The sequence below is a fragment of the Sulfurimonas sp. genome (assembly GCF_034005705.1).
GTDB lineage: Bacteria > Campylobacterota > Campylobacteria > Campylobacterales > Sulfurimonadaceae > Sulfurimonas.
The window spans coordinates 80,083-103,228 of record NZ_JAVEUF010000003.1; the positions used below are offsets into that span (position 1 = coordinate 80,083).

Consider the following 23,146-nt stretch of genomic DNA (forward strand, 5'->3'; position numbering starts at 1 on the left):
ATGAGAGTACACTTAGAGAATATAGTCCTTTTTCAAAACGTTGATGAAGAGACAATCAGTAAGATAGAGAGTTTTACGACCGAGCACAAAGTATCCAAAGACAACATTGTCTTTTATGAGGGTGACGAGCCTAAATATCTATATCTTTTGGTCAAGGGCGTTATAAAGCTCTATAAGACTTCATCCAACCATAAAGAGGTGGTACTTAAATACTTTCACGACAATGAGCTCATAGGCGAGGTTGCAAACTTTGAGGGGATGCCTTATCCTGCGACCGCAAAAGCCTACAGTGACGTGGAGTTTTTGAAGATAGATTTTGAGAAACTAAAAGAGGTCATTTTTGCAAATCCGAATTTGGCATTTAACATTCAGACTTCATTGATAAGAAAGATCAAAAATCTTGAGAACATCATCTCTACAAACTTGGTTTTAGACTCAAAAGAGAGAGTCGCAAAGTATATCTACAACCACTCTGAAGACTTCTTTGAGACCAAAAATATAGAGATTGCCGAGATATTAGGCGTATCTCCGGAGACACTATCTAGAATCCTAAAGTTTTTTAAAGACAGAGAGATAATCAATATCAAGACCAAATTCGTAGACAAAGAGGCTCTAAGAGAGTTTTTTTAGAAATATAGGCATAACTGACCTATATCAACAACAAGATCTCTTCGCTTAGTTAAAATACCCACATTTTAACTACGGAGAGAAGTATGCGTTATCTTTTTTTATTGCTAGGTGCATTTTTATTTACGGCTCAATTAGAGGCGAACGAGAGTAAAGTGTGTCAGGCATGCCACCCTATAATCTATGAAGAGTATTACGAATCTTCTCACCGCAACGCATCTATATATAACAACCCTATACACAACGCTATGTGGGAAAAACACCCAAAAGATGAGAAAGGCTACACTTGTGCAAAGTGCCACTCTCCAAGTGACCTAAAGGCTCTAGAAGAGGGAGTAGTTACAAGAAATGAGACACAGACAGAGGAGCCGATCTCATGTATGTACTGTCACAGCATAAAAGATGTCCAAGAAGGTGATAGCTCAAACAGCAATATTTTAGTCGATAAAAAACGTGAATATTACACTGCTCAAGATGGCAAAAAAGGTAAAGTAGAGTATGAGATGAAGTCATCATGGTTTGGACTGAAAAAGGAGCCAAAAAGCTCCCCTTTCCATAAAATAGACTACGACAATGAAAACTACTATAACGGAAACGTCTGTATGGGATGCCACTCTCACACGAACAACGACCACGGCTTTGATATAACTATGCTTGATGCTCTTATAAGCGAGGATGACAAAAACAGCTGTGTTACCTGCCATATGCCGCAAGTTCCTGGCTCAAAAGTTACGTTAAAAGAGACAAAGACCCACGCATACCATGGTATAGCAGGAATTTACCATAAAACTTCCAATATGGGGGAGTATATTGACTTTAAGCTCTCAAAAAAGAGTGATGGCTTTAGTGTTAATGTCATAAACAAGTCAAATCATGCTCTTTTCGGGCAGGCATTTAGACAGGGAATCTTGAAAGCCGAGATAAAAAGGGGCAACAAGACAATAGCACTTGAGCCATTCGTATTTGAGAGAGTATTGGCTCGCAACGGCGTTGAGGTTATGCCGTGGGAAGCGAACGAAGCTATAAAAGATACACTTATCTATGCAAAAAGAGAGGTTTCATTCAGTGAGACTCTTCGTAGCGGCGATAAGCTTACCTTGACTCTTGGAGTTCAAAGAATTTCCAAAGAGGGTGCAAAAAAGCTTGGGCTCGAACTTGACAAAGAGTTCACGAAATTTAGAATTTTAAAAAGTGAGACTTTTAGTTTTTAGAGCTGCTCTTAAGTAAGAATTTCTTATATTTGTGTAAAATACGCCCTAAATAAATATGTATTACGGGTAGTATAGATGGCACAGGAAGATATTCGCGTATTAATGGTAGAAGATGATGAGATACTAGCAGAGCTTATATCTGATTATCTTCAAAATTGCGGGATTACGGTCGAGGTAAAGTCTGATCCCACAACCGTTATGGAGCATCTTAATAAAACAGTCTTTGACCTTATCATACTTGATCTCACACTTCCAAAGATGGACGGTCTGTTTCTTTGTGAAAAGATCTCCGCCGCTTTTGACGTGCCTATCATCATCTCATCTGCAAGAGATGAGGTTAGCGACAAAGTATTGGGGCTTGAAAAGGGTGCTGATGATTATCTTCCCAAACCTTACGACCCAAGAGAGCTTGTCGCCAGAATTAACGCAATGTTAAGACGTAAAAAAAGTTCCTCCTCCGCTTCGTCATCTATTAAAGAGGAGATATTCGGGGACTTTAAGATCGACAAGTCAAAGATGGTCATATATCACAAGGAGAGCGTGCTTGATCTGACAGTAGCAGAGTATGGAGTTTTGTCCTTTTTCATAAACCAAAGAGGTATAGTGCTTAGCAGGGGAACCATTTTAGATGCGGTTGAGGGTCTAAGCTGGGAGAGCGATGAGAGAAGCATAGATGTCATCATCAGCCGCCTTCGCTCAAAATTATTTGATAATCCGAGGTCTCCTACATACATAGAGTCAATCCGCGGTGTCGGTTACAGGATGAAGAGTTGAACAGGCACTCTATATTATTTAAGATAGGTGTCTTTTTCTCTATAGCATTTGTCATAATCACAATTCTTTTTAAATTTATGTATGACTATGAGTTCTTGTCGGTCAAAGAGAAGCTAAAGGGTCACTATCACAAAGTAGCAAGATACGTTATGCAGCATCACATTGGTATAGACTCCGACGAGGAGTTCTTGAAAAACCTGGAAAAAAAGCATATAAAAATAGTAGGAGACGACAAAAAAAAGTTGAGTGAGATGCCAAAGAGCGACTCAATATCGTGCGGAATGCTCTACTTTGATCTTTACGAAAAGGATGGGTACAGGTATCTTGTAACGCCGGATGTAACTGGAGGACTTATTTTAAAAGATATGAATACCAAGCCGATAAACGTCTACTACATGTGGTGGCTTTACGGCGCTTTTGTGTTCGTGTTTTTTGCTCTCTTCCTCTCCATTGCTATTAGCATGTACCCTCTAAAGCACCTTCAGATGCAGATAAGACGTTTTGGAGAGGGAGATATGGAGATCGACCTTGCATCCAAGGGTAAAGATGAGATCGCAGAGGTCTCAAACGAGTTTGACAAAGCGGTTAAAAAGATAAAAGCTATGATAAACTCAAGAGTTATATTTATACGAAATATAACGCATGAACTAAAAACGCCAATAACAAAAGGGAGGATCTCTTTGGAGTTCTTGGAGGAGTCTCGTACAAAAGACATTCTGACAAACGTTTTTTTGCGTCTAAATCTGCTTACAAGAGAGATCGTTCAGATCGAGAATATAACCGCGTGTGACTGCAATATAGACAAAAAGAGCTACCATCTGACTGACATTTTGGACAATGCTGCCGATCTTCTTTTCTTGGAACCTGATAGTATAAAAAACAATCTGGATAACAGGGTTGTAGAGGTTGATTTCGATCTGATGAGCATAGTCTTTAAAAATCTGATCGACAACGGCATAAAGTACTCTACGGACTCGGAGGTATACCTGGAGTTAAATGGCAATGAACTCTCTTTTTGCAGCAGAGGCGAAAAGCTGCAGTACCCTCTTGAGTACTACACCCAGCCATTTACAAAGTGCGATGCAAACGTAAGTGAGAGTTTCGGGCTAGGTCTTTATATAGTAAACTACATACTTGACAAACATGAGTATATCCTTTCATACAGCTACAAAGACGGTATCAACTATTTTACAGTAACTCTCTGATACCGCTATTATTTAAAATTCTTATCTTTGTTAACAATTCGTTAACAAAAAGTTAACATCCGATTTATATAGCTTTCTTATACTACAATTATGCAGTTTGAACGCAAAAACAGCTACTGTTTGCGTTGTTTAAGCTACAGATTAAATTCTAAAAAAGGGTTATGGATGAAAAAAGCTATAAAATTGTCGTTAGCGGCAGCTTTGGCAGGCGGAGCAATGCTTCAGGCAGCAAGCGTTGATATAAACGGTTACAGAGGCGGTACTCTAGATGTTATGTTTAAGGGTATGACTGTTATAGACGACATTAAGAACGGATATGCTCCAAGCAACGGTAGCGGTTATCTTGTAAAGTTAAAATATGAGTCTCCGGATACTCTGCTTGATGGTCTAAAGTACGGTGTCGGTGTATATGTAAATGGTGACGCTGGCTTGACGAACTGGGATATAAAGACAGCACCGGAATGGGATAAAGGTGCATATGGTATGGTAGTTGACAAAGATGGTGACTCAAAAGGTCTGCTTGGTGAACTTTATCTCTCATACAAACATGAGTATTTCGATGCAAAATTCGGTCGTCAAACACTTGACACTCCACTTACAAAGATAAGCACATCTCTTATGCCAAACTTCTATGAGGCATATATGCTAGGCACAAACGCAATTGACGGTCTTCGTATAACAGCAGGTCATATTACAAAGATGTCTCTTGGTTCTCGTGCGGCAGCTGATGCTGGTATTATCGGTGAAGGAACTGGAACAGCTGGTGTTGGATTTAGCAATACTTTGCTTGAGCAATTTAATGGTCCTATACAACAGGCAAAGTTCTACAATATTGGAACAATTGCAAACGTAGATAGCACTGCAGGCCGTACTGTGCTTGGAGCAACATATACTGGTGTAAAAGATCTTAAAGCTGATCTTTGGGTCTATCACTCTGATGATATAGCAAATGACATATATGCAGAGGTAGGTTACAAGATCCCTGTTTCTGAAGGTATGGCAGTAAACTTAAACGCTCAGTACCTTATGCAAAAAGATACAGGCGATAGTTTGGCTGGCGAGAGAGACTTCAATATGATGGGTGCGAAAGTTGAATTAGGAACAAAGAAGTGGGGAGTGTTTGCGGCATTTAACTCATCTGGAAGTAAAGATAACGGTACAGAGGGGCAATATTTCAATGCTTGGGGAGCAGACCCTGCATATACAAGCTCTATATTCTCTCGTAACGCATACCGTGAAGATGTAGACGCATATAAAGTAGGTGCTCATTATGTAATAATGAAAGGACTTAAACTAATGGTTAATTATGCTAACTATGGCAAGTCAACTACTAAAGTAGGTGGTAATTCAGCTATAGATGATGCATACGAAGTTGATACTATTTTAGTGTATAAACCAAGTAATGAGTGGATGTTCAGAGTATTTAACGCAAGACGTGTAAGTGAGTTTAACGGTATTGGTGCATTTGCAGACAATGAAAGACGTCAGAATCACTACCGTGCAATCGCGTCATACTCGTTTTAACTCTTAATTTCTCCTACAAAATTGTCGGGCTAGCCCGGCAATAAACTCTCCTGTTTTAATTTTTTATAGGCTCTCTTCTCAAGAGCCTATATTTTCAGTATCGTTTCTTTATTTATAGTTCAATCTTCTCTCTTACAGCTATCTGATATATAAAAATAGTGCAATATACTTAGCTCTAGCAATTTATGCATACTTGTGTACGCTTTGAGCTGTTCTTTGATGTGCAGGTGGTATTAAGATGTATGGTTTGTTTTTTAATTGCTTATGATTGAGAGGATATTTTAGAGGTTATAATAGTTTGTAGGAGATATCAAGCTCTCGCACTTGCGAGAGCTTGGAAAGAGATTTGGATTATTCCATCTCCATTGATTCTTCAATAGCTTTTGTCACTTTTTTCTCTAGTTTTACAAGAGATTGGTACGCTTTAGAGTCTCTAGGAGCAGATGATGGACGAACATATAGAACAGTTGTTACACCGTCTTTTTCAGTTAATGTTATACGAATAGGGCAGTAAGCCATCATATCTGAATCTTGATTGATGATATCGTTACCGAACTTACCGTTACATGCAACAAGTGTTTTAACCGCAGTAAGTCCTGCTTTGTTGAAGTTCTCACCAAACTTTTTGTCTAAACCTTTATGTTTAAACTCCTCTAGAATATCCAGCTGCCATACAACTACAAGCATCTCTTGCTTGAACTTTGCAAGCATATTGTCTAGAACTTTGTCAACCGGAGCATTGTAGCTCACTTTATATACATTGCTCTCTGCAGCCCATACCGACAAAGTCAATAAACACGCCAATAGAATCTTTCTCATTTTACACATCCTTTGAATTTAACCCTACAATGGGCCTTGATACTAAATCTCTTTTTTAAAGAAATTTATTGTTATAAGTATATGTGCTTAGTATGAATTAGATGTTAATTTTTTGTTAATGCAGTGTTAACAAATACTCCCCTGCTCGGCGGCAAAGAGAGTATTTGGCAGAGAGAGGTTTTTTAGTCTTGCTGTTGTCTCATATATGATGGAATGTCTAAGTGGCTTCCATCCAGATCACCGCCTACTACGAGTCTTGGGCGTATTTTTGTAACAGGAGAAGGAGTCTCGTTTACAAAGTTCTCATTGTTTGAACCGGAGTTTAGGTCTTTCTCAAAACCTGTTGCGATAATGGTTATCTTTACATAGTTCTCAGGAAGAGTCTCGTCCGTAGATGTACCGAAAATAACGTCTGCATCTTCATGCGCGCTCTCTTGAACTACGATCATAGCCTCTGATGTCTCTATCATAGGGAAGTTCGGGTGCATATGGAAGTGAACCAGGACACCCATTGCTCCGTTTATAGAGACATTGTCAAGAAGAGGAGACTCGATGGCCGCTTTGATAGCCTCGTAAGCAGCATTTTCGCCTTCATGCTCACCGACACCCATAAGCGCCATACCCTTGTGGCTCATAACGGTTTTTAAGTCGGCAAAGTCAAGGTTGATATCGTTTTCACCCGTAGAGAGAATTACGCCTGCCGTTCCGCTTACCGCTTGTGCTAAAACGCTGTCAACTATCTTGAAGCTATCTTTTATGCCAAGTTTTCTATCAATGATAGAGAGTAGCTTGTCGTTTGGAATAACTACTATAGAGTCACTCTCTTTTTTAAGCTCTTCAAGACCTGCTTTTGCAAGTTTTAGTCTTTTCGGTGCTTCGAACATAAAAGGTTTTGTGACTATCGAGACTGTCAGAGCATCGACCTCTTTGGCGATCTTTGCGATTACTGGCGCCGCTCCGGTTCCTGTTCCGCCGCCTAGACCTGCAGAGATAAACACAATGTCTGCTCCCTCAAGCGCCTTTTTTATCTCATCGTAGTTCTCTAGTGCGGACTCTTTGCCGATCTCGGGCTTCATTCCTGCACCAAGACCTTTTGTGAGCTTTACGCCGATCTGGATCGTAGATGCACCGACAGTCTCTTTAAGTGCTTGAGCATCGGTGTTTATCATGATCATCTCGATACCCGTAACACCCTCTTTGATCATATGACCGATCATATTTCCGCCGCCGCCGCCGACGCCGACAGCTACAATTCTTGCACCGTTTAGATTACTTGCTTCTTCAACTAAAAATGGTTCCATACTCTCTCTCCTTAAAATAACTGTGTTGCCCAGTTCCAAAATTTATTGAAGGCTCCGGCCTCATCCTCTTTTTTGCTCTTCTTCATGGATATAGAGACCATCCCCTCTTTTTTCTCACTCCCTTGCTCTTGCAGGTGCGGCGTCGAGACATCAGGCTCTTGTGTCAGGTTTATACTTACATGACCCGTATGAACCTCATTTGAGTGTCTAACTCTTTTATTTACATCTATCTCATACTGAGTGTATGCGGATGCCGCGTACATAACAAGACCTACGGCGCTTGAGTATTCAGGTGAGCGAAGGTTGTCAAAAAGACCGTCCATCTCTTTTGGTTTTGCAAGGCGTACAGGTACAGAACCAAACGTTGCAACTGCAAGTTCTCTCATCCCCTCCATCTGTGAAAATCCGCCTGTGAGAACTATTCCCGCACCTATTTTATCTTTTAATCCGCTGTTTTCTATAAACTGAGCCAGTATCATCAAAGTCTCTTCAACTCTTGCATAGATAACGTTGTGTACGACTTCCAAAGAGACCTCGTGCGTCGTGTTCTCATCACCGATAATAGGTAGCTCTATAAGGTCGCTGCTAGGGTTTAGAAGTGAACCGTAGTTCAGTTTTACGCTCTCTGCAATATTAAGAGGAGTGTGAAGTGCCATCGAGAGATCGCTTGTCACGTGGTTTGAACCTACGCCCAAAAAGTCGTTGTATCTTATGGAGTTGCCTGAGTGGATGGTTATATTACTGGTATTTCCGCCCATGTCAATAACTGCAACACCAAGCTCTTTTTCATCGTCATTGAGTGTCGCTATTGAGGATGCATAACCGGTTAATACAATATTCTCTACCTCTACGCCTGCACCGCGGACGGCTTTTCTCAGGTTGTTAAGGTTTGATTTTTGAGTTGTGATGATGTGTGTCTCGACCTCAAGCCTTGAAGCATTCATCCCAAGCGGGTCCTCTATGTAGTCCTGGTCATCTGCTTTGAAGTTATATGGAAGCGCATGAAGTACTTCATACTCGTTTGGAATATTGGCATTGTAAAGAGATGTCTGCATTACACGCTCTATCTCTTTAAAACTGACCTCTTTGTTTTGAATATTTACGATACCGCTGGAGTTTAGGCTCTTTGTGTAAGCGCCTGAAATAGAGACTATTGCAGTGTTTACTTCGCTGCCTGAGACTCTTTTTGCGTCATTTAGCGCTGTTTTTATAGATCTTGAAGCAAGCTCTATATTTGTTATACTTCCCTTTTTGAGGCCTTGCGCCTTGCAAGTTCCCGCTCCTGTTATAGCTATGGAGTTATCGTCAGCTATCTCTGCGATAATTGCACATATCTTTGTCGAACCAATATCTATGGCTAAAACAGTTCTGCTCAACTTAGAGTCCTTCGATAAAAATCTCGGTTTTGTACTTGTTTTGCAGGTTTTTGATCAACCCTTCGTTAAACATAGCACTTTTCAATCTAGCGATAACATCACCTTGACTGCTGTTATCGTTCTTAAGCAGTTTTTGTTCCAAGATGTTATACATAACGATGTTTCCGCTATCCAAAGTAATATAGCCTCTCTTCGTGTTTTTAGTAATAAGAGTATTTAAGAACTCGTTAGCGTCACTCTCGCTTAGATCTGTTAGCTTGTTATAATCATTAACCGTTATAAAATCGGTCGTTTTGCCTTTAAATGTAGCAAATGAGTTTTTCGCAAGTTCTGAAACTCTTCTTTTTCTCTCTTGCTCAACATACATAGCTATCGCTTCGCTCTTAGCATCTTCATAGCTTTTTGGCTGTGAGGGGTTGACTTTTACAAGCTCGAACGTAAAGTAGTCCTCTCCTACCATTACCGGCTTAGAGAAAGGAGATAGCGGAGTTAGACCCGACACTACATCAATAGCATCTTTGCTAAAAGGGTTGTTTGAGATCGAGATAGTTGCATCTTTTATCTCTGCAGCGTCAATCTCTCCCTTTTTATATGCAATATATCCTCTTAGAGCCTCTTTTTTGGTCTCTTTTGCATTTAGCTCGCTGACAACCATGCTTTTTGCATCTTCGAGTGAGACTATTTTGCCTTCGCTGTCTTTAAAGTTCAGCTTGTTCTCATCGTAGTGCTGAGCGATCGTTGCATCGTCAAATTCAAGTGAGAGCTTTGGCTGTTTGATGAATTTTACGTCATAGCTTACTTCGCTCATAAAACTGCTCTTCATATTCTCCCAAAAAGGCTTTATTACCGCATCTGAAGTGTCTATATTTATCTGGTTAGCATCTAGAAGTTTATACTCTATTTTATCTGCTATATTCATAGCCGTGTTTAAGATCTCATGCTCGCTCTCCTGTGCTACGGCAGGTAGAAGGCTAAGTGTTTTTTTGATTAGAAGCTCTTTTCTCACGTCAGCTTCATACTCTTTGATGCTTAGGTTGTTTCTTGATAGAACCTGCTTGTATATCTCTTTGTCAAAAACACCCTCTTTTTGGAAAAAATCCTGCTTTTTGATCTCATCTAGCAGCTCTGCGTCGCTTATCTGCAGATCATAAGATTTAGCCAGATTGAGCACGAGTGCCTGCTGTGTTAAAAACTGAAGAGCTTGTGATTTTAGACCGAAACTTTTTGCTTTCTCCTCATCAAACTCTCCTTGAAACATCTGTGAGTATTGATTGTAAAGATTTGAGTAGCTTTTTTGAAGTTCGCCCATTGTTATCTCGACACTGCCAACTTTGGCAACTGCTCCGGCTTTATCTCCGTAGCTGTATTGACCCCATCCGACGAAGCCGGCGCCGACAAAAGCGATCGTGGAAATCCAAATAGTTATTATGAGATATTTTTTATGTCTCTGCATCCATGTGATCATCGATTTCAAGCCTTATTTATGATATTTTCGTAATTTTATGTAAATTCGTATTAAACCTTGATAAAGAGAGCTTGGGATAATAATTACTAATAAGAATATTAATGAAAAGGTGGTAACATTTACCTACAAAGAGTTTAGAAAGGATTTTATATGAGCAATATAGATAAGTATTCAAACATTAAAGAAGAGTTGCCAAAATTGCCAGAAGTATTGCTAAATACGATTCAATCAGACGTATTAGAGATAAAGAGTATAGATAAAGAGTGTGAGAAGTATATTAAAACCTGTTCAAAAATACCGGAATTTAAAAATGCTTTCTACGTTGTATACTCAAAATACGTTGACAGAGACAACCACAAATACGAAAAGTTTATTTTTCTAGGAAAAGAGGGCGAAGAGCTCTTTGACGTAAGCGGAGCGGAGATGGAGCTTCACGGACTCTTGGCATGTACAAACCTTGAGTTTACTCCTGAGTATGAAGCCGTGGAGTTGAAAAAATAGTATATGAACAATTTAGAGTTAAAAAATAGAGATTTGGAGGTTTTGTGGCATCCATGTACGCAGATGAAAGACCATGAAACGCTCCCTCTGATCCCCATAAAAAAGGCGCATGGAATCTATCTGGAAGATTTTGATGGCAACTCTTATATGGATGCCGTAAGCAGCTGGTGGGTAAATCTTTTCGGGCACACTAACAGTTATATAAATGAAAAAATAAAAGAGCAGTTAGATACGTTAGAGCATGTTATTTTGGCAGGATTTACCCATGAACAGGTGGTTAGACTCTCTGAGAGGTTAGTAAAACTAACGCCAAGAGGACTTAGTAAATGTTTCTATGCCGACAACGGCTCAAGTGCCGTTGAAGTCGCCCTGAAGATGAGCTTTCATGCACACAAGAACAGCGGGGCGGACAAAAAGGTCTTTGTCTCACTTACAAACTCTTATCACGGCGAGACAATAGGCGCGCTTAGTGTAGGCGATGTAAAACTTTACAAAGATACTTACGAGCCGCTTCTGGTGCGAAGCATCCAGACGCCCGTTCCAAAAGATATGAGCATAGAATCGGCAAGAGAAGCGGCTCTGCTTTTTGGAGAGTTGTGCGAAGAGAGAGCGGATGAGATAAGCGCTATTATACTTGAGCCGCTTGTTCAGGGTGCGGGATATATGCATATGTATCATAAGGAGTTCCTGGTCTTGGTGCGTGAGATTTGCAACAGCTACAATATCCATATGATAGCAGACGAGGTCATGGTAGGCTTTGGAAGAACCGGTGAGATGTTCGCATGCCAAAGCGCTAACATAACGCCTGATTTCATAGTGCTCTCAAAAGGGCTTACAGGCGGCTACCTGCCGCTCTCTGTGGTGCTAACGACAGATGAGATATATGCAAAGTTCTATTGCGACTATAATGAGCACAAAGCGTTTCTGCACTCACACAGTTATACAGGAAATGCTCTTGCCTGTGCTGCCGCAAATGCAACTCTTGATATATTTGAAAGAGATGATGTTATAGAAAAGAACAGAGAGACAGCCGAGTATATGTCCCAAAAGCTCTCAAAGTTTAAAGAGCTTGAAAATGTCGCTTCTATAAGGCAGACGGGCATGATCTGTGCGGTAGAGCTAAAAGGGTACAAGCCCGAAGAGAGAGTAGGGCTTAGAGTCTATCAATATGGGCTTGACAACGGCGTTTTACTGCGTCCGCTCGGTCATATAGTCTACTTTATGCCGCCATATATCATCACAAAAGAGGAGTGCGACAAGATGATGGATACAGCTTATGAGGCTATAAAGAGTCTTATTTAGTCAAACGCGGTATCGTTTTTTGTGTTATCCAACAGAAGGAGTCTGCAGCTCTTCTCTAAGATGGCGATCTTCTTTGCCATCTCATGAATATCTCTATTAAAAGTATATACCCCATAGCCTCTTATGACCATGATATCCGTTTTTTTACTCTGAAAATAGTAGGCGATCTCGCTGCTTGCTCTTTCGTACCAATCATCAAAACTTCTCGGGTCTACAATATCAATGGAACCTAGCTCTTTATATCCGAAATAATCTTTTGGGGTGATAATATTGTGGTCCAGCGAATATGCCGTAGTAAAAGGGGGCATACTGAAACAGATGAACTTTGCATCCGATATTTGAGAGTATATGCTGTGATGGATGTTTGAGTCTATGCTCGCCTGGTTCCATCTGTAATCTTTTTTATAATAAAGCTCTATTAGAGAGCTGTTGTCTAGCGCGTCGAATATAGCCTCTTTTGTATTTATAAGAAAACGGTTTGATTCGGTTTTTGCTGAGATGGAACCGTGATAGATGCCGAAAAAATCTTTTCTAAACATTGAGAGGGCGAGTGCCGAGAGTTTCTTTTTTAGATGTTCTTTGTTCATTTAAAACTGCTCTTTTATTAGATATAGAAGTTTATCACAAACCCTATTTTAAAACAACACAATAAGAACCTTTAAACTCAATTCAAGCATCTAAAAAGGAAATATATAGTATAAAACCGCTTTTAAAACATCTATATTAATTCTAAAGTAAAATTATGAAAAACAGAACCGCAAAACTCTCTCTATTGTTGCTGATAGCTTCGTCGCTATATGCAGAGTTTGATTATTATGGGCAGGTAAGGCTGCGCTTTGAGAGCTTTGATAATATGAACGAGAAGTATTACGGAACAAACCCAAAAGTCGGAGAGGCTCATGACAGCTACCTTATGACAAGAGTTCGACTTGGGATCGGATATAAGTTTAACGACAACTGGAGTGCGAAACTCTCTATGCAGGACTCAAGGGTGATAGATTGGGGCTTTAAGAGCGATGATTGGTACAATAGAGAGTTTGGACAGGTTAACAGCTCACAGACGGACAGTTTTGAACTCGCTAAAACATATCTTGAGTATAAAAACAAGAAGATGACCGTTACTGCAGGAAGACAGAGCATCTCGTACGGTGATTCAAGAGTTTTTGGCCCAGGGGAGTGGAAGAACTCAGGAAAATGGATATGGGATGCAGTGAAAGTTTCGCTAAAAGAGGGGGATAATTTTTTAGACTTTTTCTACGGCGCGACCATGCTTCACGATCCTGACGACTTTAGTCTAAACCATCGTCACGGATATTACGGCGGCGGAGTGTACGGACATTATGCTTACAAGAACAGTGCTGCGATCGAGCCGATCTTTGCATATAAAACAAACGAGAGGAAAAATGAGCTCTACAACTCATTAGAGAATTTTTATGCAGGAGCAAGAGTTTACGACAGGGATATAAATAGATTTTTTTATGATATGACCTATATAAAATCTTTCGGCGACTATACAAAAGTGACAGATGAGACGGTCTCGATCGATGCTGTTGGCTATCATCTAGACGGAGGTTACAATTTTAAATCTTTAAATACTAAAGTCGGTCTGGGTTACTCATACGCAAGCGGCGATGATCCAGATACGAAAGAGAGGGAGACCTTTGATGCCGTATTTGGAGCAAGCGACAAGTACTACGGAAGACTTAATCTTGTGCAATGGAACAATCTCAAAGATTATGAACTCTTTGCCATCTTGACGCCAAATACACAAACAAGTATTAAGCTTGAGTATCATAAATTTTATGCCCATCAGCAGAGTAACAAGTGGATGAGTTATACGATAGCATCTATGCAAAATGACCACTACGGGGATGAGATCGATATTTTTGCAACATATAACTACTCAAAAGATATCAAGCTTCTTCTCGGTGTAGGTTATTTTATGAGTGGGAGCTACATAGAAGAGGCAGCAACCAAGAACAGCTATATTACGGATGATAACGCTTTGGGTTTTGTCGCTCAGGTAGCTTATAATTTTTAATCTTTAAAAACGAACCATACTTTGATGAGAAAATCTCCTCAACAATGCAGGTTCTATCAGATTTGGTCGTAGGCAGTAAACAGGTGCTTACGTTCTAAACACCTCTAGTTTTGCATGCAGCTCATCGGTCATAGAGTTTAGATGCTCAGCCGCAGCTGCTATCTCCTCTACGTTTCTTGCGTTTTTGGAAGATATCTCGTTTATCTCTGAAACTTGAGAAACAATGAACTCAACATCTCTTCCTGCTTTTTCAAAATCGCTTACTGTTTTATCGCTCGCACTTACCGCATCTTGAACGATGGATACGCTATCATTTATCTTAGCTTCGACATCGGTCGCATTCTCCGAGAGCTTTTGAATATCTTCAGAGTTAGCATTCATCTGCGTACTTACGTCCATGATCGATTGAACGATAACATTAATGGTCGCATTTATCTCTGTAAGACTTCTTTGAGTACGTTCTGCAAGTTTTCTCACTTCGTCTGCAACAACTGCAAATCCGCGTCCATGCTCTCCCGCACGGGCAGCTTCTATGGCAGCGTTAAGTGCTAGAAGATTCGTCTGTTCTGCGATATCGGAGATGATCTCTAATATGTTCTTAACCTCATTTGCTTCACTTGAGAGCGTCTGCATCCTTTGTGAGAGCTCCACTTCAAGCTCTGCCGAACTTTGAACTTTGTTTGTAAGAGCAACTATCTCACCGCGTGCTAAGTTAAGATTCTCATTTGCTTTAATGATCTCTTTTTTACTCTCCTGAGCATCAATGATCGCCTGAGCTATCTCTTCTTTGATGCTGTTTGCTTTTTGCGTTGCTTCATCTATGACGACAACACTCTTCTCAACGTTCTCCCCGACACCCATTGCAGTGGTCGAGAGTTCATGAGAGATGGAAGCATTTTCGCTTGAACTTACTTTTGAGGTATCTATGAGGTCTTTTAGCTCCCTCATCAAATCGTTAAAACTTCTTGCCATCTGTGAGAGTTCAAGAGGGGCGTTTTCGTTCACGCTCAGAGTCAGGTTTTTGTTGTTTGCAATACTTAAAAGCGTCTCTTTGAACTTCTCCATCGGTGTTACCAAACTTCTGTTTATTAAAAATATCGCAAGGGCGATAATAACACTCAGAAGAACAAGCGCATCTATGACTAAAGTGTTTCTAATCTCATTGACGGACTCTAAAACTTCATCTTCTGATATTCTTGATATGATCGCCCATTTAAAATCTTCGCCAACACTTATATAGGAGTATGCAAATATAACACTCTCTCCTGTAAAACCTTTGGTCGTTATATTTCCGCTTTGAGAGTTAAGTCCGCCTCTTGAAGCTTCATGATCGACTTTACCAACAGAGGGGTTCGCAAAAGATGCTCTAAGAGAGTGAGTCTCTTTTCTTAAAAAACTGTCGCTTCTCATTAGGTTGTCTTGTCCGACAAGATAATCTTCCTGTGTTTTGCCGTACCCTTCGCGGTAGTTCATGATCTTTGATATAGAAGCGTCCGATATCTGAAAAGCGATCACGGCTTCTACTTTACCGTCTATCTCAACGGGAGCTGCCAAGAACATTGCAGGTTCTCCCTTACTTGGAGCGTATGGAGCCATGTCTACATATAGAGGACGGTTTTTTTCAAGAGCCTGTTTAAATGCCTGACCTAAGCCGCTCTCTTTTAGAGAACCTGTTTTGAGGTTCGCGCCATAGTCGCTCTCTTTTGCAGCCGAGTAGATAACACGCCCATATTTTGCAGAGATAACAAAAATATCATAGTAGCCGTAATCTTTTACATAACCCTGAAAAAAACTCTCATGCGGTTGTGTCTTTTCTTTGACAAGCGGATTTGCAACCGGGTAGTTGTCGGTCGGTCTAACTCCGAGTTGATCACCCAAGAGAGCCAAGTCTTTTATGATATCTTCTATATTCTCAGAGCGTGCAAGAACATTTATGTCTCCAATTCTCTCTTGAAAAAAGCTCTCTATCTGGTTCTTTTTTATATCTCTTGTAAGAGTTAATTTAGAATCATTTGCTTCTAAGAGTGCCTCTTTGCTTTTTGAGCTTGATATATAGGTAGATATCAGGCTCAAAAAGAGTAAAGATACTACAACAAGCAGTATTACCTGTATTTTAATAGACATTTTTTTCACTGTCTCTCCTTGTGATTGTGCTTACGCTCTGGCGTTTGTGTTTTTTTGAATGATTTTACAGTTGTTAATCTTAAATTTAGACGTGCCATTTAGATTTATGGCTGATCTTTAAAAAATAAAGAGGGATGTAGATGCTTTGGGGATGGACGGGGCTTGTATAAAAAAATATCGTAATAATAAAATGAAACGTTTTGTAGTGTCAAAAGCTCTGGTTTTCCCGCAATTATTGCGGGAGTGTTACAGGATAATTACTTAAACCAGTTCTTCATCTTCTCTATGGCTGAGTCCAAAACGCTCTCATGCGGTTTTGACTCTATGCCGAAAGACTCTTGAAGTTTGCTAAGAAGCTCACGCTGCTCATCTGTGAGTTTTTTAGGGTAGGTGATATTGACCTGCGCAATGAGATCACCTTTGCCGTGACCGTGAACATCCTCTATCCCTTCGCCTCTAAAGAGGAACTGCTGCTTGTCTTTTGTGCCGACATCAAGTTTAAGTTCCAGCTCTCCCGTAAGTGAAGGGATAGTGAGGCTCTCTCCAGAGACTGCCTGAGTGAAAAATACCGGAATTATGATGTAGACGTCGTTTCCGTCTCTTTGAAAGTGCTTATCGGGTCTTACGTTAAAAGTGACGTATAGATCGCCTCTGTCTCCGCGTTTGCCTATATTTCCTTTACCTGAGACTCTAAGGCGGTTACCGCTGTCGATCCCTTTTGGAACCTTGATAGTTACGTTGCCCCTCTCTTCATGGTATCCTCTGCCGTCACAGCTGCCGCAAGGCGCTGAAGGTGCAGAACCGCTTCCGTGACAAACGGGACAGGTTTGAGAGAATGTCATAAAGCCCTGTTTCATAAAGACCTGACCCTGCCCTCTACATTGGTGGCAGGTTGAGAGCTTGCCGTCTTTAGCACCGGTGCCCTTACAGCTGTTACAAGAGTTCTTATACTTGAACTCCACATCTTTTTCGCAGCCAAAGACGGCTTCGTTGAAACTGATCGTCATATCGACGTTCATATCAAGCGGGTACTTCTCCATGTCCGCAGGGTTTTGGCGACGGCGTGAAGAGCCTCCAAAACCGCTGAACATCTCTTCAAATATGGAGCCCAGATCATCAAAACCTGCTGATGAGCGGCCTCTGCCGCCGCCCATGCCTTGAAGTCCCTCTTTACCGTATCTGTCGTAAATGCTTCTCTGCTTTTCATCGCTTAGACATTGATAAGCTTCGTTGCACAATTTAAATTTGTGTTCGGCCTCGCTGTCACCCGGATTTTTGTCGGGATGATAAATTTTTGCCATTTTTCTGTAAGCTTTTTTGATCGTAGTTTGGTCCGCATCTCTGGAGACCTCTAATATTTCGTAATAGCTTAAATCTTGCATATTATTTTAATATCCTAACATCTAAAAATTTTCGCAATTATATCGTTTTAAATTTAATCTATGTATAATCCATTTATGAAACATTTTATACTCTATTTAAGCGCATTATTACTCTTTAGCGGCTGTTCCAAAGAGCCAAAAATAAGCTTCTCTCATATGCCCGATACCGATCTTTACAAGAGCGATTTTAGTAAGCTTCCCAACTGGCACGGGGAGGATTATAAAAACGCTCTGGAGTCATTTGTGCAAAGTTGTAAAACGGCTAAAACAAGAGAGATCTACGCTGATCTGTGTATCAGAGCAGCAGAAGCCTCAGATGCAAAAGAGTTTTTAACTGCATATTTCACTCCTTATGAGATCGCTTTGCCACAGAGTTCTCATGACGGGCTTTTAACGGGCTACTATGAACCTGAAATAAGAGGTTCACTGACTAAAAAAGAGCCCTATATCTACCCTCTGTACAAAACTCCAAAAGATCTGGTAATCGTAGATCTGGGCGAGCAGTATCCGGAGCTTAAAAGTTATAGATTAAGAGGCAAGCTCGTCGGAAACAGGCTTGTTCCTTATCACGATAGGGAAGATGCCACCGAAAATGAACTGGATGCGGAGATAATCTGCTACACGGACTCAAAGATCGATCTATTCTTTTTGGAAGTTCAAGGATCGGGAAGGGTGACTCTTGATGACGGAAGTACCATCTTTGTGGGCTACGATAACCAAAACGGGCACAAGTACGCTTCGATAGGAAAATATCTTGTAGACAATGGCGAGATACCGATGGAGGATATTTCGCTTCAAAGCATTAAAGCGTGGCTGGAGCAGAACCCATCAAGGATAGATGAAGTGCTTAACTATAACAAGTCTATGGTCTTTTTTAGGCAAAAAGAGCATGCGGCAAGCGGTTCGCTCGGAGTCGTGCTTACGCCTAAGCGTTCAATTGCAGTGGACAGAAAGTATATTCCGCTTGGAAGTATGCTCTATTTAAGTGCAGAGGACGAAAATATAGAGTTTAACCGCGTAGTTATGGCGCAAGATACGGGCGGAGCAATAAAAGGAAGCGTGCGGGCAGATATGTTTATGGGTTACGGAGAGGAAGCTAAAGAGGTTGCAGGCAGGCTAAAAGCGCCTCTTAAGCTCTGGATACTTCTGCCAAAAGGGAACTCTTGATGAGAGGTTCACTAGAAAAGTTCAACAAGCTTGTAGATGCGCTGCAGGAACTCCCTACCATCGGGAAGAAATCGGCAACAAGGCTTGCTTACCATATGGTGATGAAAGATAGCTTTGCGGGTATGAAGATATCCCATGCGATTGAAGATGCTCTTGGAACCCTTAAGCAGTGCTCTTCATGTGGCGGGATGAGCGAAGATGAGCTCTGTTTCATCTGCTGTGACGACAGCAGGGACGAGACGCTTTTGTGTATAGTCGAGAACGCAAAGGATATTTTGCTTCTGGAGGAGAACGCACTTTTTGGCGGAAGATACTTCGTCTTGGAGTCTTTGGCGGAGTTTGATTTCTCAAAGCTCGAGCGATTGGTCTCAAGCGGAGTCAAAGAGATAGTCTTTGCGTTAACGCCATCTATTGCAAATGATGCGGTTATGTTATATATTGAAGATAAATTAAGTAATTTTAATATAAACTACTCAAAAATTGCTCAGGGCGTTCCGACCGGAGTAAGTTTGGAAAATATTGATATTTTGTCTCTGACGAGGGCTTTGACGGATAGAGTAAAGGTATGATTTGAGATCTGTTTATTTTGCATTTGTTATTACTTTAGTACTGACATTGACGGGGTGTAGCTCAAAGTCGGTGGAAAAGCCGAACGAGGTTGCTATTGAGCAAGAGAGAGATGACATTAACGGCGAACTTGAAGGTTTTGCAGATGAGTTTGAGGTAGAAGAGGTCTACGACCCTTTTAGCGGCTACAATAGAGCCATGACAACTTTTAATGACAAGGCTTATGAGTTTGCTATTAAACCAGTTGCCAAAGGCTACAAGTGGTTTTTGCACGAAGATATCAGGGAGAGCGTGGATAATTTTTTCAAAAACATCTACTTCCCGATGCGTTTTGTAAACAATGTGCTTCAGGGAAAGATGCGCAATGCTGCCGAAGAGAGCGTTAGATTTGTAGTGAACTCAACGGCAGGAGTGCTTGGACTTTTCGATCCTGCAAAAAAATACTGTGAGCTTGAACCTCATGACGAGGATTTTGGACAGACATTGGGATTTTACGGAGTGGGCAGCGGTCCTCATATAGTTCTGCCTCTTTTAGGACCATCAAACGTAAGAGACCTTATTGGAATGTATCCTGATTCCTACCTAAGCCCTCTTGATTATACCCAGAGAAGCTACGATACTTTGACAGATACGCCTGCAGAGTATATTGGTGCAAAAACGCTTGAAAAAGTGAACTATGTATCATTGAACATAGATTGGTATGACGACATCAAAAGAGATGCGGTAGACCTCTATCCATATTTGAGAGATATGTATGAGCAGTATAGAGACAAACAGATCAAGGAGTAGTAGTGAAGAGTATCTTTAAAAAAATTTTGGCGGTCTTTGCACCGTTCATTTTATCTTATAACCTTCAAGCAGATGAGCAGTCTGAGCTAAAGAGCCGCTTTTTAAACAAGATAGATGAGATAATAGTCATAGTAGAGAACAAGAGTATTACTAAAGAGCAGAGAAACGCGGATATAGTCAAATCTATATCGCCAATGTTCGATTTTGAGCTAATGGCTAAACTAAGCCTTGGCAACAGTTGGAAGGAGCTCTCTGCAAGTGATGCAAAAAGGTTCGTAGATCTTTATGTGGAGCGCATGAAGCAGTCATACTCCGCGAAGATAGACGCTTATGAGGGCGAGAAGGTAGAGATAAAGAAGATAGAGCAGCCAAAATCCAACAGAATGGCATTCTTTACAGACCTTGTAGGAAAAGAGGAGAAGCTTGAGATAGTCTACAAGTTCCACAAGCCAAATCAAAGCATGGAAGGTAAAGAGGATTGGCTCGTTTACGATGTGGAGATACTAGGGGTAAGCATTTTAAAGACTGACAGGGCACAGTTCAAAGAGTTTTTACAAACCAAAAGCATAGGCGAGCTGATGGACGCTTTGGCAAAGCAGTCATAACTATATGTTAAACACCCTATACCAAAACTACATTTTAAAATACCCAAAAATAGTTTTAGCTTTTATGAGCGCTTTTATACTCATAATGGCTCTTTTTGCCTTCAAACTTGAGATCGATGCGAGTGCAGAGACGCTTTTGCTTGAGGATGACAAAGATCTTGAGTACACAAGGGATGTACTCAAACGCTTTGAAGCACCCAACTTTCTGGTGGTCACATATACTACACAAGAGGATCTGCTTAGCGATGAGAATATTGCAAATATTAAGAAGCTGAGCTCTCAGATAGAGACATTGGAGATAGTAGAGAGCATCAACTCCATAGTAAATGTTCCCCTTTTGCAGTCTCCGCCCATTCCGCTCAAAGAGCTATTAAAAGATATACCCACACTGGAGTCTACAAATATTGACAAAAAGCTTGTAAGACAGGAGTTCTTGACAAGTGCGGTATATAAGGAGAACCTTGTAAGCGATGACTTTACTACCACCGCTTTGATGGTAAACCTTAAAAGAGACGAGAAGTACTTTTCCCTTATAGACAACAGAGACAAATTTGTAAAGCTAAAAAAGCAGAGGGAACTTAGCAAAGAGGAGAGATCAAACTACAAAAAAGCAGAGAGTGAGTTTAAAGAGTATAGAGATATCTTAAGAGAAGAGACCCACCAGATAATAGTAAAACTAAGAGATATCCTTAAAAATTTTGAGCAGGAACACAGCAAAGTCAAGCTCCATTTAGGCGGAGTAGAGATGATCGCCGATGATATGGTGGAGTTTGTAAAGTATGACCTCAAAACCTTCGGATTTTTGATAGTCGGACTTCTTATCGCCGTCTTATATGTTCTTCTTAAAAAAGTGCAGTGGGTTATCATAGCGCTTTTCATCTGTACGACCTCGCTTATTGTAACAAGCGGTCTTTTGGGGCTTTTTGGATGGGAGATAACCGTTGTCTCTTCAAACTTTATCTCGCTGCAGCTTATTATGAACATGTCTCTGGTCGTGCATCTCATTGTGAGATACAAAGAGCTTTATGCCGAAAATCCGCACGATACACAAATGGGCCTTACACTAAACAGCGTGCTCTCTATGGCAAAGCCATCTTTCTTCGTAGTAATCACTACTATTGCAGGATTTAGCTCTCTGGTTTTCAGCTCCATATTGCCTGTTATAAACTTCGGCTGGATGATGAGCGTGGGAATAGTCGTATCGCTTCTTTTGACATATATTCTCTTTCCGATAATTTTGCTTCTCTTTGAGAAAAAAGAGTCTCTCGAGTTTGGTAAAGGCGGCGCACCATTTACCGCCAAAGTTGCGCATGTTGCATACCATTACAGAAAGACCATACTTGTATCAGCCCTCTTGGCTGTTATTTTTTCCATTTCAGGCGCTACAAAGCTCAGAGTTGAAAATAGCTTCATAGACTACTTTAAACAAGATACCGAGATATACAAAGGGATGGCTCTCATCGACCAAAAGCTCGGCGGGACTACGCCTCTTGATGTAATCCTGACATTCAAAGAGAGCAGTGACGAGGTGGCTTCCGTTGAGGTGGCCGGAGCAGATGAGGAGCTTGACTCGTTCGCAGATGAGTTCGAGGAGAGCGTGGAGGACAGAGAGAAGTACTGGTTTACGCAAACCAAGATGAACAGGATAAAAGAGGTTCATGAGTACCTTGATTCTCTTGAGGCCGTAGGAAAAGTGCTCTCGCTTGCAACAACGGGAGAGATACTGAAGGTCTTAAACGACGGCAAAGAGGCGGACGGTCTCATGCTTGCTCTTATGTACAAAGAGCTGCCGGATGAGTATAGAAAGATCATACTGACACCTTACGTTGATATACAAAACAATCAGGTAAGAATAAGCACGAGAATTATCGACTCTATGCCGAATCTTCAAAGAGATATGCTGATAAAAAAGATAAACAGTGATCTAAAAGAGATGCTTAATCCCGAGTATGAAGAGCACAAAATGGCAAATCTTTTGATCATGTACAACAATATGCTCCAATCACTCTTCGATTCGCAGATAAAGACCATCGGAGTGGTTGTCCTCATACTCTTTTTAATGTTTCTGGCACTCTTTAGAAGCCTCAAAATTGCTATCATAGCGATCATCGCAAACGTTATTCCGGTCGGGACTATTTTTGGGTTTATGGGGTGGATGGATATACCGCTTGATATGATGACCATAACTATCGCAGCCATCAGTATAGGCATAGCGGTTGATGACACCATCCACTACATCTATAGGTACTCTCTGCTTTACAACCGCTCAAATGACGCAAAAGGCTCTATGTTCAGGGCGCATAAAAGTATCGGAACGGCGATGTTCTACACCTCGACCATCATCATGATAGGGTTTTGTATTCTGG

Annotated in this window: 20 protein-coding genes; 13 read left to right on the forward strand and 7 right to left on the reverse strand. The window is 40.9% G+C overall.

The genetic code is table 11. The annotated features are described in order from the left end of the window. From RBR61_RS03115 to RBR61_RS03135, 5 genes are all read left to right on the forward strand, one after another. Entirely contained in the window at positions 1-630 is a 630-nt protein-coding gene (locus RBR61_RS03115; protein ID WP_320342050.1) for a Crp/Fnr family transcriptional regulator, read from the forward strand. Positions 631-713: 83 nt separating this feature from the next. Further along, the gene (locus RBR61_RS03120) at positions 714-1,838 is read left to right on the forward strand and encodes a multiheme c-type cytochrome (RefSeq protein ID WP_320342051.1); all 1,125 of its coding nucleotides are present in this window, start codon (positions 714-716) and stop codon (positions 1,836-1,838) included. A gap of 75 nt (positions 1,839-1,913) precedes the next feature. After that, complete coding sequence (locus tag RBR61_RS03125; protein ID WP_320342052.1) at positions 1,914-2,612, forward strand: response regulator transcription factor; 699 nt, start codon at positions 1,914-1,916, stop codon at positions 2,610-2,612. Beyond that, complete coding sequence (locus RBR61_RS03130) at positions 2,609-3,817, forward strand: ArsS family sensor histidine kinase (protein ID WP_320342053.1); 1,209 nt, start codon at positions 2,609-2,611, stop codon at positions 3,815-3,817. Before RBR61_RS03125 ends, RBR61_RS03130 begins: the two co-directional genes overlap by 4 nt. A gap of 165 nt (positions 3,818-3,982) precedes the next feature. Then, positions 3,983-5,341 carry an OprD family outer membrane porin gene (locus tag RBR61_RS03135; protein ID WP_320342054.1) on the forward strand — a complete coding sequence of 453 codons (1,359 nt, stop codon included), beginning with the start codon at positions 3,983-3,985 and terminating at the stop codon, positions 5,339-5,341. 351 nt (positions 5,342-5,692) lie between these two features. Here RBR61_RS03135 and RBR61_RS03140 read toward each other — a convergent pair whose 3' ends face one another. From RBR61_RS03140 to RBR61_RS03155, 4 genes are all read right to left on the reverse strand, one after another. Then, positions 5,693-6,160 carry a DUF302 domain-containing protein gene (locus RBR61_RS03140; RefSeq protein WP_320342055.1) on the reverse strand — a complete coding sequence of 156 codons (468 nt, stop codon included), beginning with the start codon at positions 6,158-6,160 and terminating at the stop codon, positions 5,693-5,695. A 182-nt stretch (positions 6,161-6,342) separates the two neighbouring features. Continuing rightward, positions 6,343-7,461 (reverse strand): cell division protein FtsZ, encoded by a 1,119-nt coding sequence (gene ftsZ, locus RBR61_RS03145; protein ID WP_320342056.1) that lies wholly within the window; start codon positions 7,459-7,461, stop codon positions 6,343-6,345. A gap of 11 nt (positions 7,462-7,472) precedes the next feature. Continuing rightward, complete coding sequence (ftsA, locus tag RBR61_RS03150; protein ID WP_320342057.1) at positions 7,473-8,837, reverse strand: cell division protein FtsA; 1,365 nt, start codon at positions 8,835-8,837, stop codon at positions 7,473-7,475. Position 8,838: 1 nt separating this feature from the next. Continuing rightward, positions 8,839-10,302, reverse strand: a complete 1,464-nt coding sequence (locus RBR61_RS03155; protein ID WP_320342058.1) for a SurA N-terminal domain-containing protein — start codon at positions 10,300-10,302, stop codon at positions 8,839-8,841. A gap of 150 nt (positions 10,303-10,452) precedes the next feature. Between RBR61_RS03155 and RBR61_RS03160 the strand changes: the two genes are divergently transcribed. Together RBR61_RS03160 and RBR61_RS03165 are read left to right on the forward strand one after the other, a co-directional pair. Continuing rightward, positions 10,453-10,803: a hypothetical protein gene (locus tag RBR61_RS03160; RefSeq protein WP_320342059.1), complete on the forward strand. Its 351-nt coding sequence runs from the start codon at positions 10,453-10,455 to the stop codon at positions 10,801-10,803. A 3-nt stretch (positions 10,804-10,806) separates the two neighbouring features. Then, positions 10,807-12,105 carry an adenosylmethionine--8-amino-7-oxononanoate transaminase gene (locus RBR61_RS03165; RefSeq protein ID WP_320342060.1) on the forward strand — a complete coding sequence of 433 codons (1,299 nt, stop codon included), beginning with the start codon at positions 10,807-10,809 and terminating at the stop codon, positions 12,103-12,105. Here RBR61_RS03165 and RBR61_RS03170 read toward each other — a convergent pair. Then, complete coding sequence (locus RBR61_RS03170; protein WP_320342061.1) at positions 12,102-12,692, reverse strand: class II aldolase and adducin N-terminal domain-containing protein; 591 nt, start codon at positions 12,690-12,692, stop codon at positions 12,102-12,104. The two genes, RBR61_RS03165 and RBR61_RS03170, sit on opposite strands and share 4 nt — an antisense overlap. A gap of 155 nt (positions 12,693-12,847) precedes the next feature. Between RBR61_RS03170 and RBR61_RS03175 the strand changes: the two genes are divergently transcribed. Further along, a complete protein-coding gene (locus RBR61_RS03175) occupies positions 12,848-14,146 on the forward strand; it encodes an alginate export family protein (RefSeq protein ID WP_320342062.1) in 1,299 nt (432 codons plus the stop codon). Positions 14,147-14,233: 87 nt separating this feature from the next. On the opposite strand, the gene RBR61_RS03180 is transcribed toward RBR61_RS03175, so the two are convergent. Beyond that, positions 14,234-16,270 carry a methyl-accepting chemotaxis protein gene (locus RBR61_RS03180; RefSeq protein WP_320342157.1) on the reverse strand — a complete coding sequence of 679 codons (2,037 nt, stop codon included), beginning with the start codon at positions 16,268-16,270 and terminating at the stop codon, positions 14,234-14,236. Positions 16,271-16,527: 257 nt separating this feature from the next. Then, a complete protein-coding gene (dnaJ, locus tag RBR61_RS03185) occupies positions 16,528-17,652 on the reverse strand; it encodes a molecular chaperone DnaJ (RefSeq protein WP_320342063.1) in 1,125 nt (374 codons plus the stop codon). Between the two features lie 75 nt (positions 17,653-17,727). On the opposite strand from dnaJ, the gene RBR61_RS03190 reads away from it, so the two are divergent. The 5 genes from RBR61_RS03190 to RBR61_RS03210 form a co-directional block, all read left to right on the forward strand. Then, a complete protein-coding gene (locus RBR61_RS03190; protein WP_320342064.1) occupies positions 17,728-18,819 on the forward strand; it encodes a murein transglycosylase A in 1,092 nt (363 codons plus the stop codon). Further along, positions 18,819-19,388, forward strand: coding sequence for a recombination mediator RecR (gene recR / locus RBR61_RS03195; protein ID WP_320342065.1), 570 nt, complete (start codon positions 18,819-18,821; stop codon positions 19,386-19,388). Before RBR61_RS03190 ends, recR begins: the two co-directional genes overlap by 1 nt. A gap of 1 nt (position 19,389) precedes the next feature. Next, positions 19,390-20,175: a VacJ family lipoprotein gene (locus RBR61_RS03200; RefSeq protein ID WP_320342066.1), complete on the forward strand. Its 786-nt coding sequence runs from the start codon at positions 19,390-19,392 to the stop codon at positions 20,173-20,175. A 2-nt stretch (positions 20,176-20,177) separates the two neighbouring features. Further along, positions 20,178-20,780, forward strand: coding sequence for an ABC transporter substrate-binding protein (locus tag RBR61_RS03205; RefSeq protein ID WP_320342067.1), 603 nt, complete (start codon positions 20,178-20,180; stop codon positions 20,778-20,780). 64 nt (positions 20,781-20,844) lie between these two features. Further along, the coding region (locus RBR61_RS03210; RefSeq protein WP_320342068.1) for an MMPL family transporter at positions 20,845-23,146 on the forward strand (2,302 nt) is incomplete at its 3' end.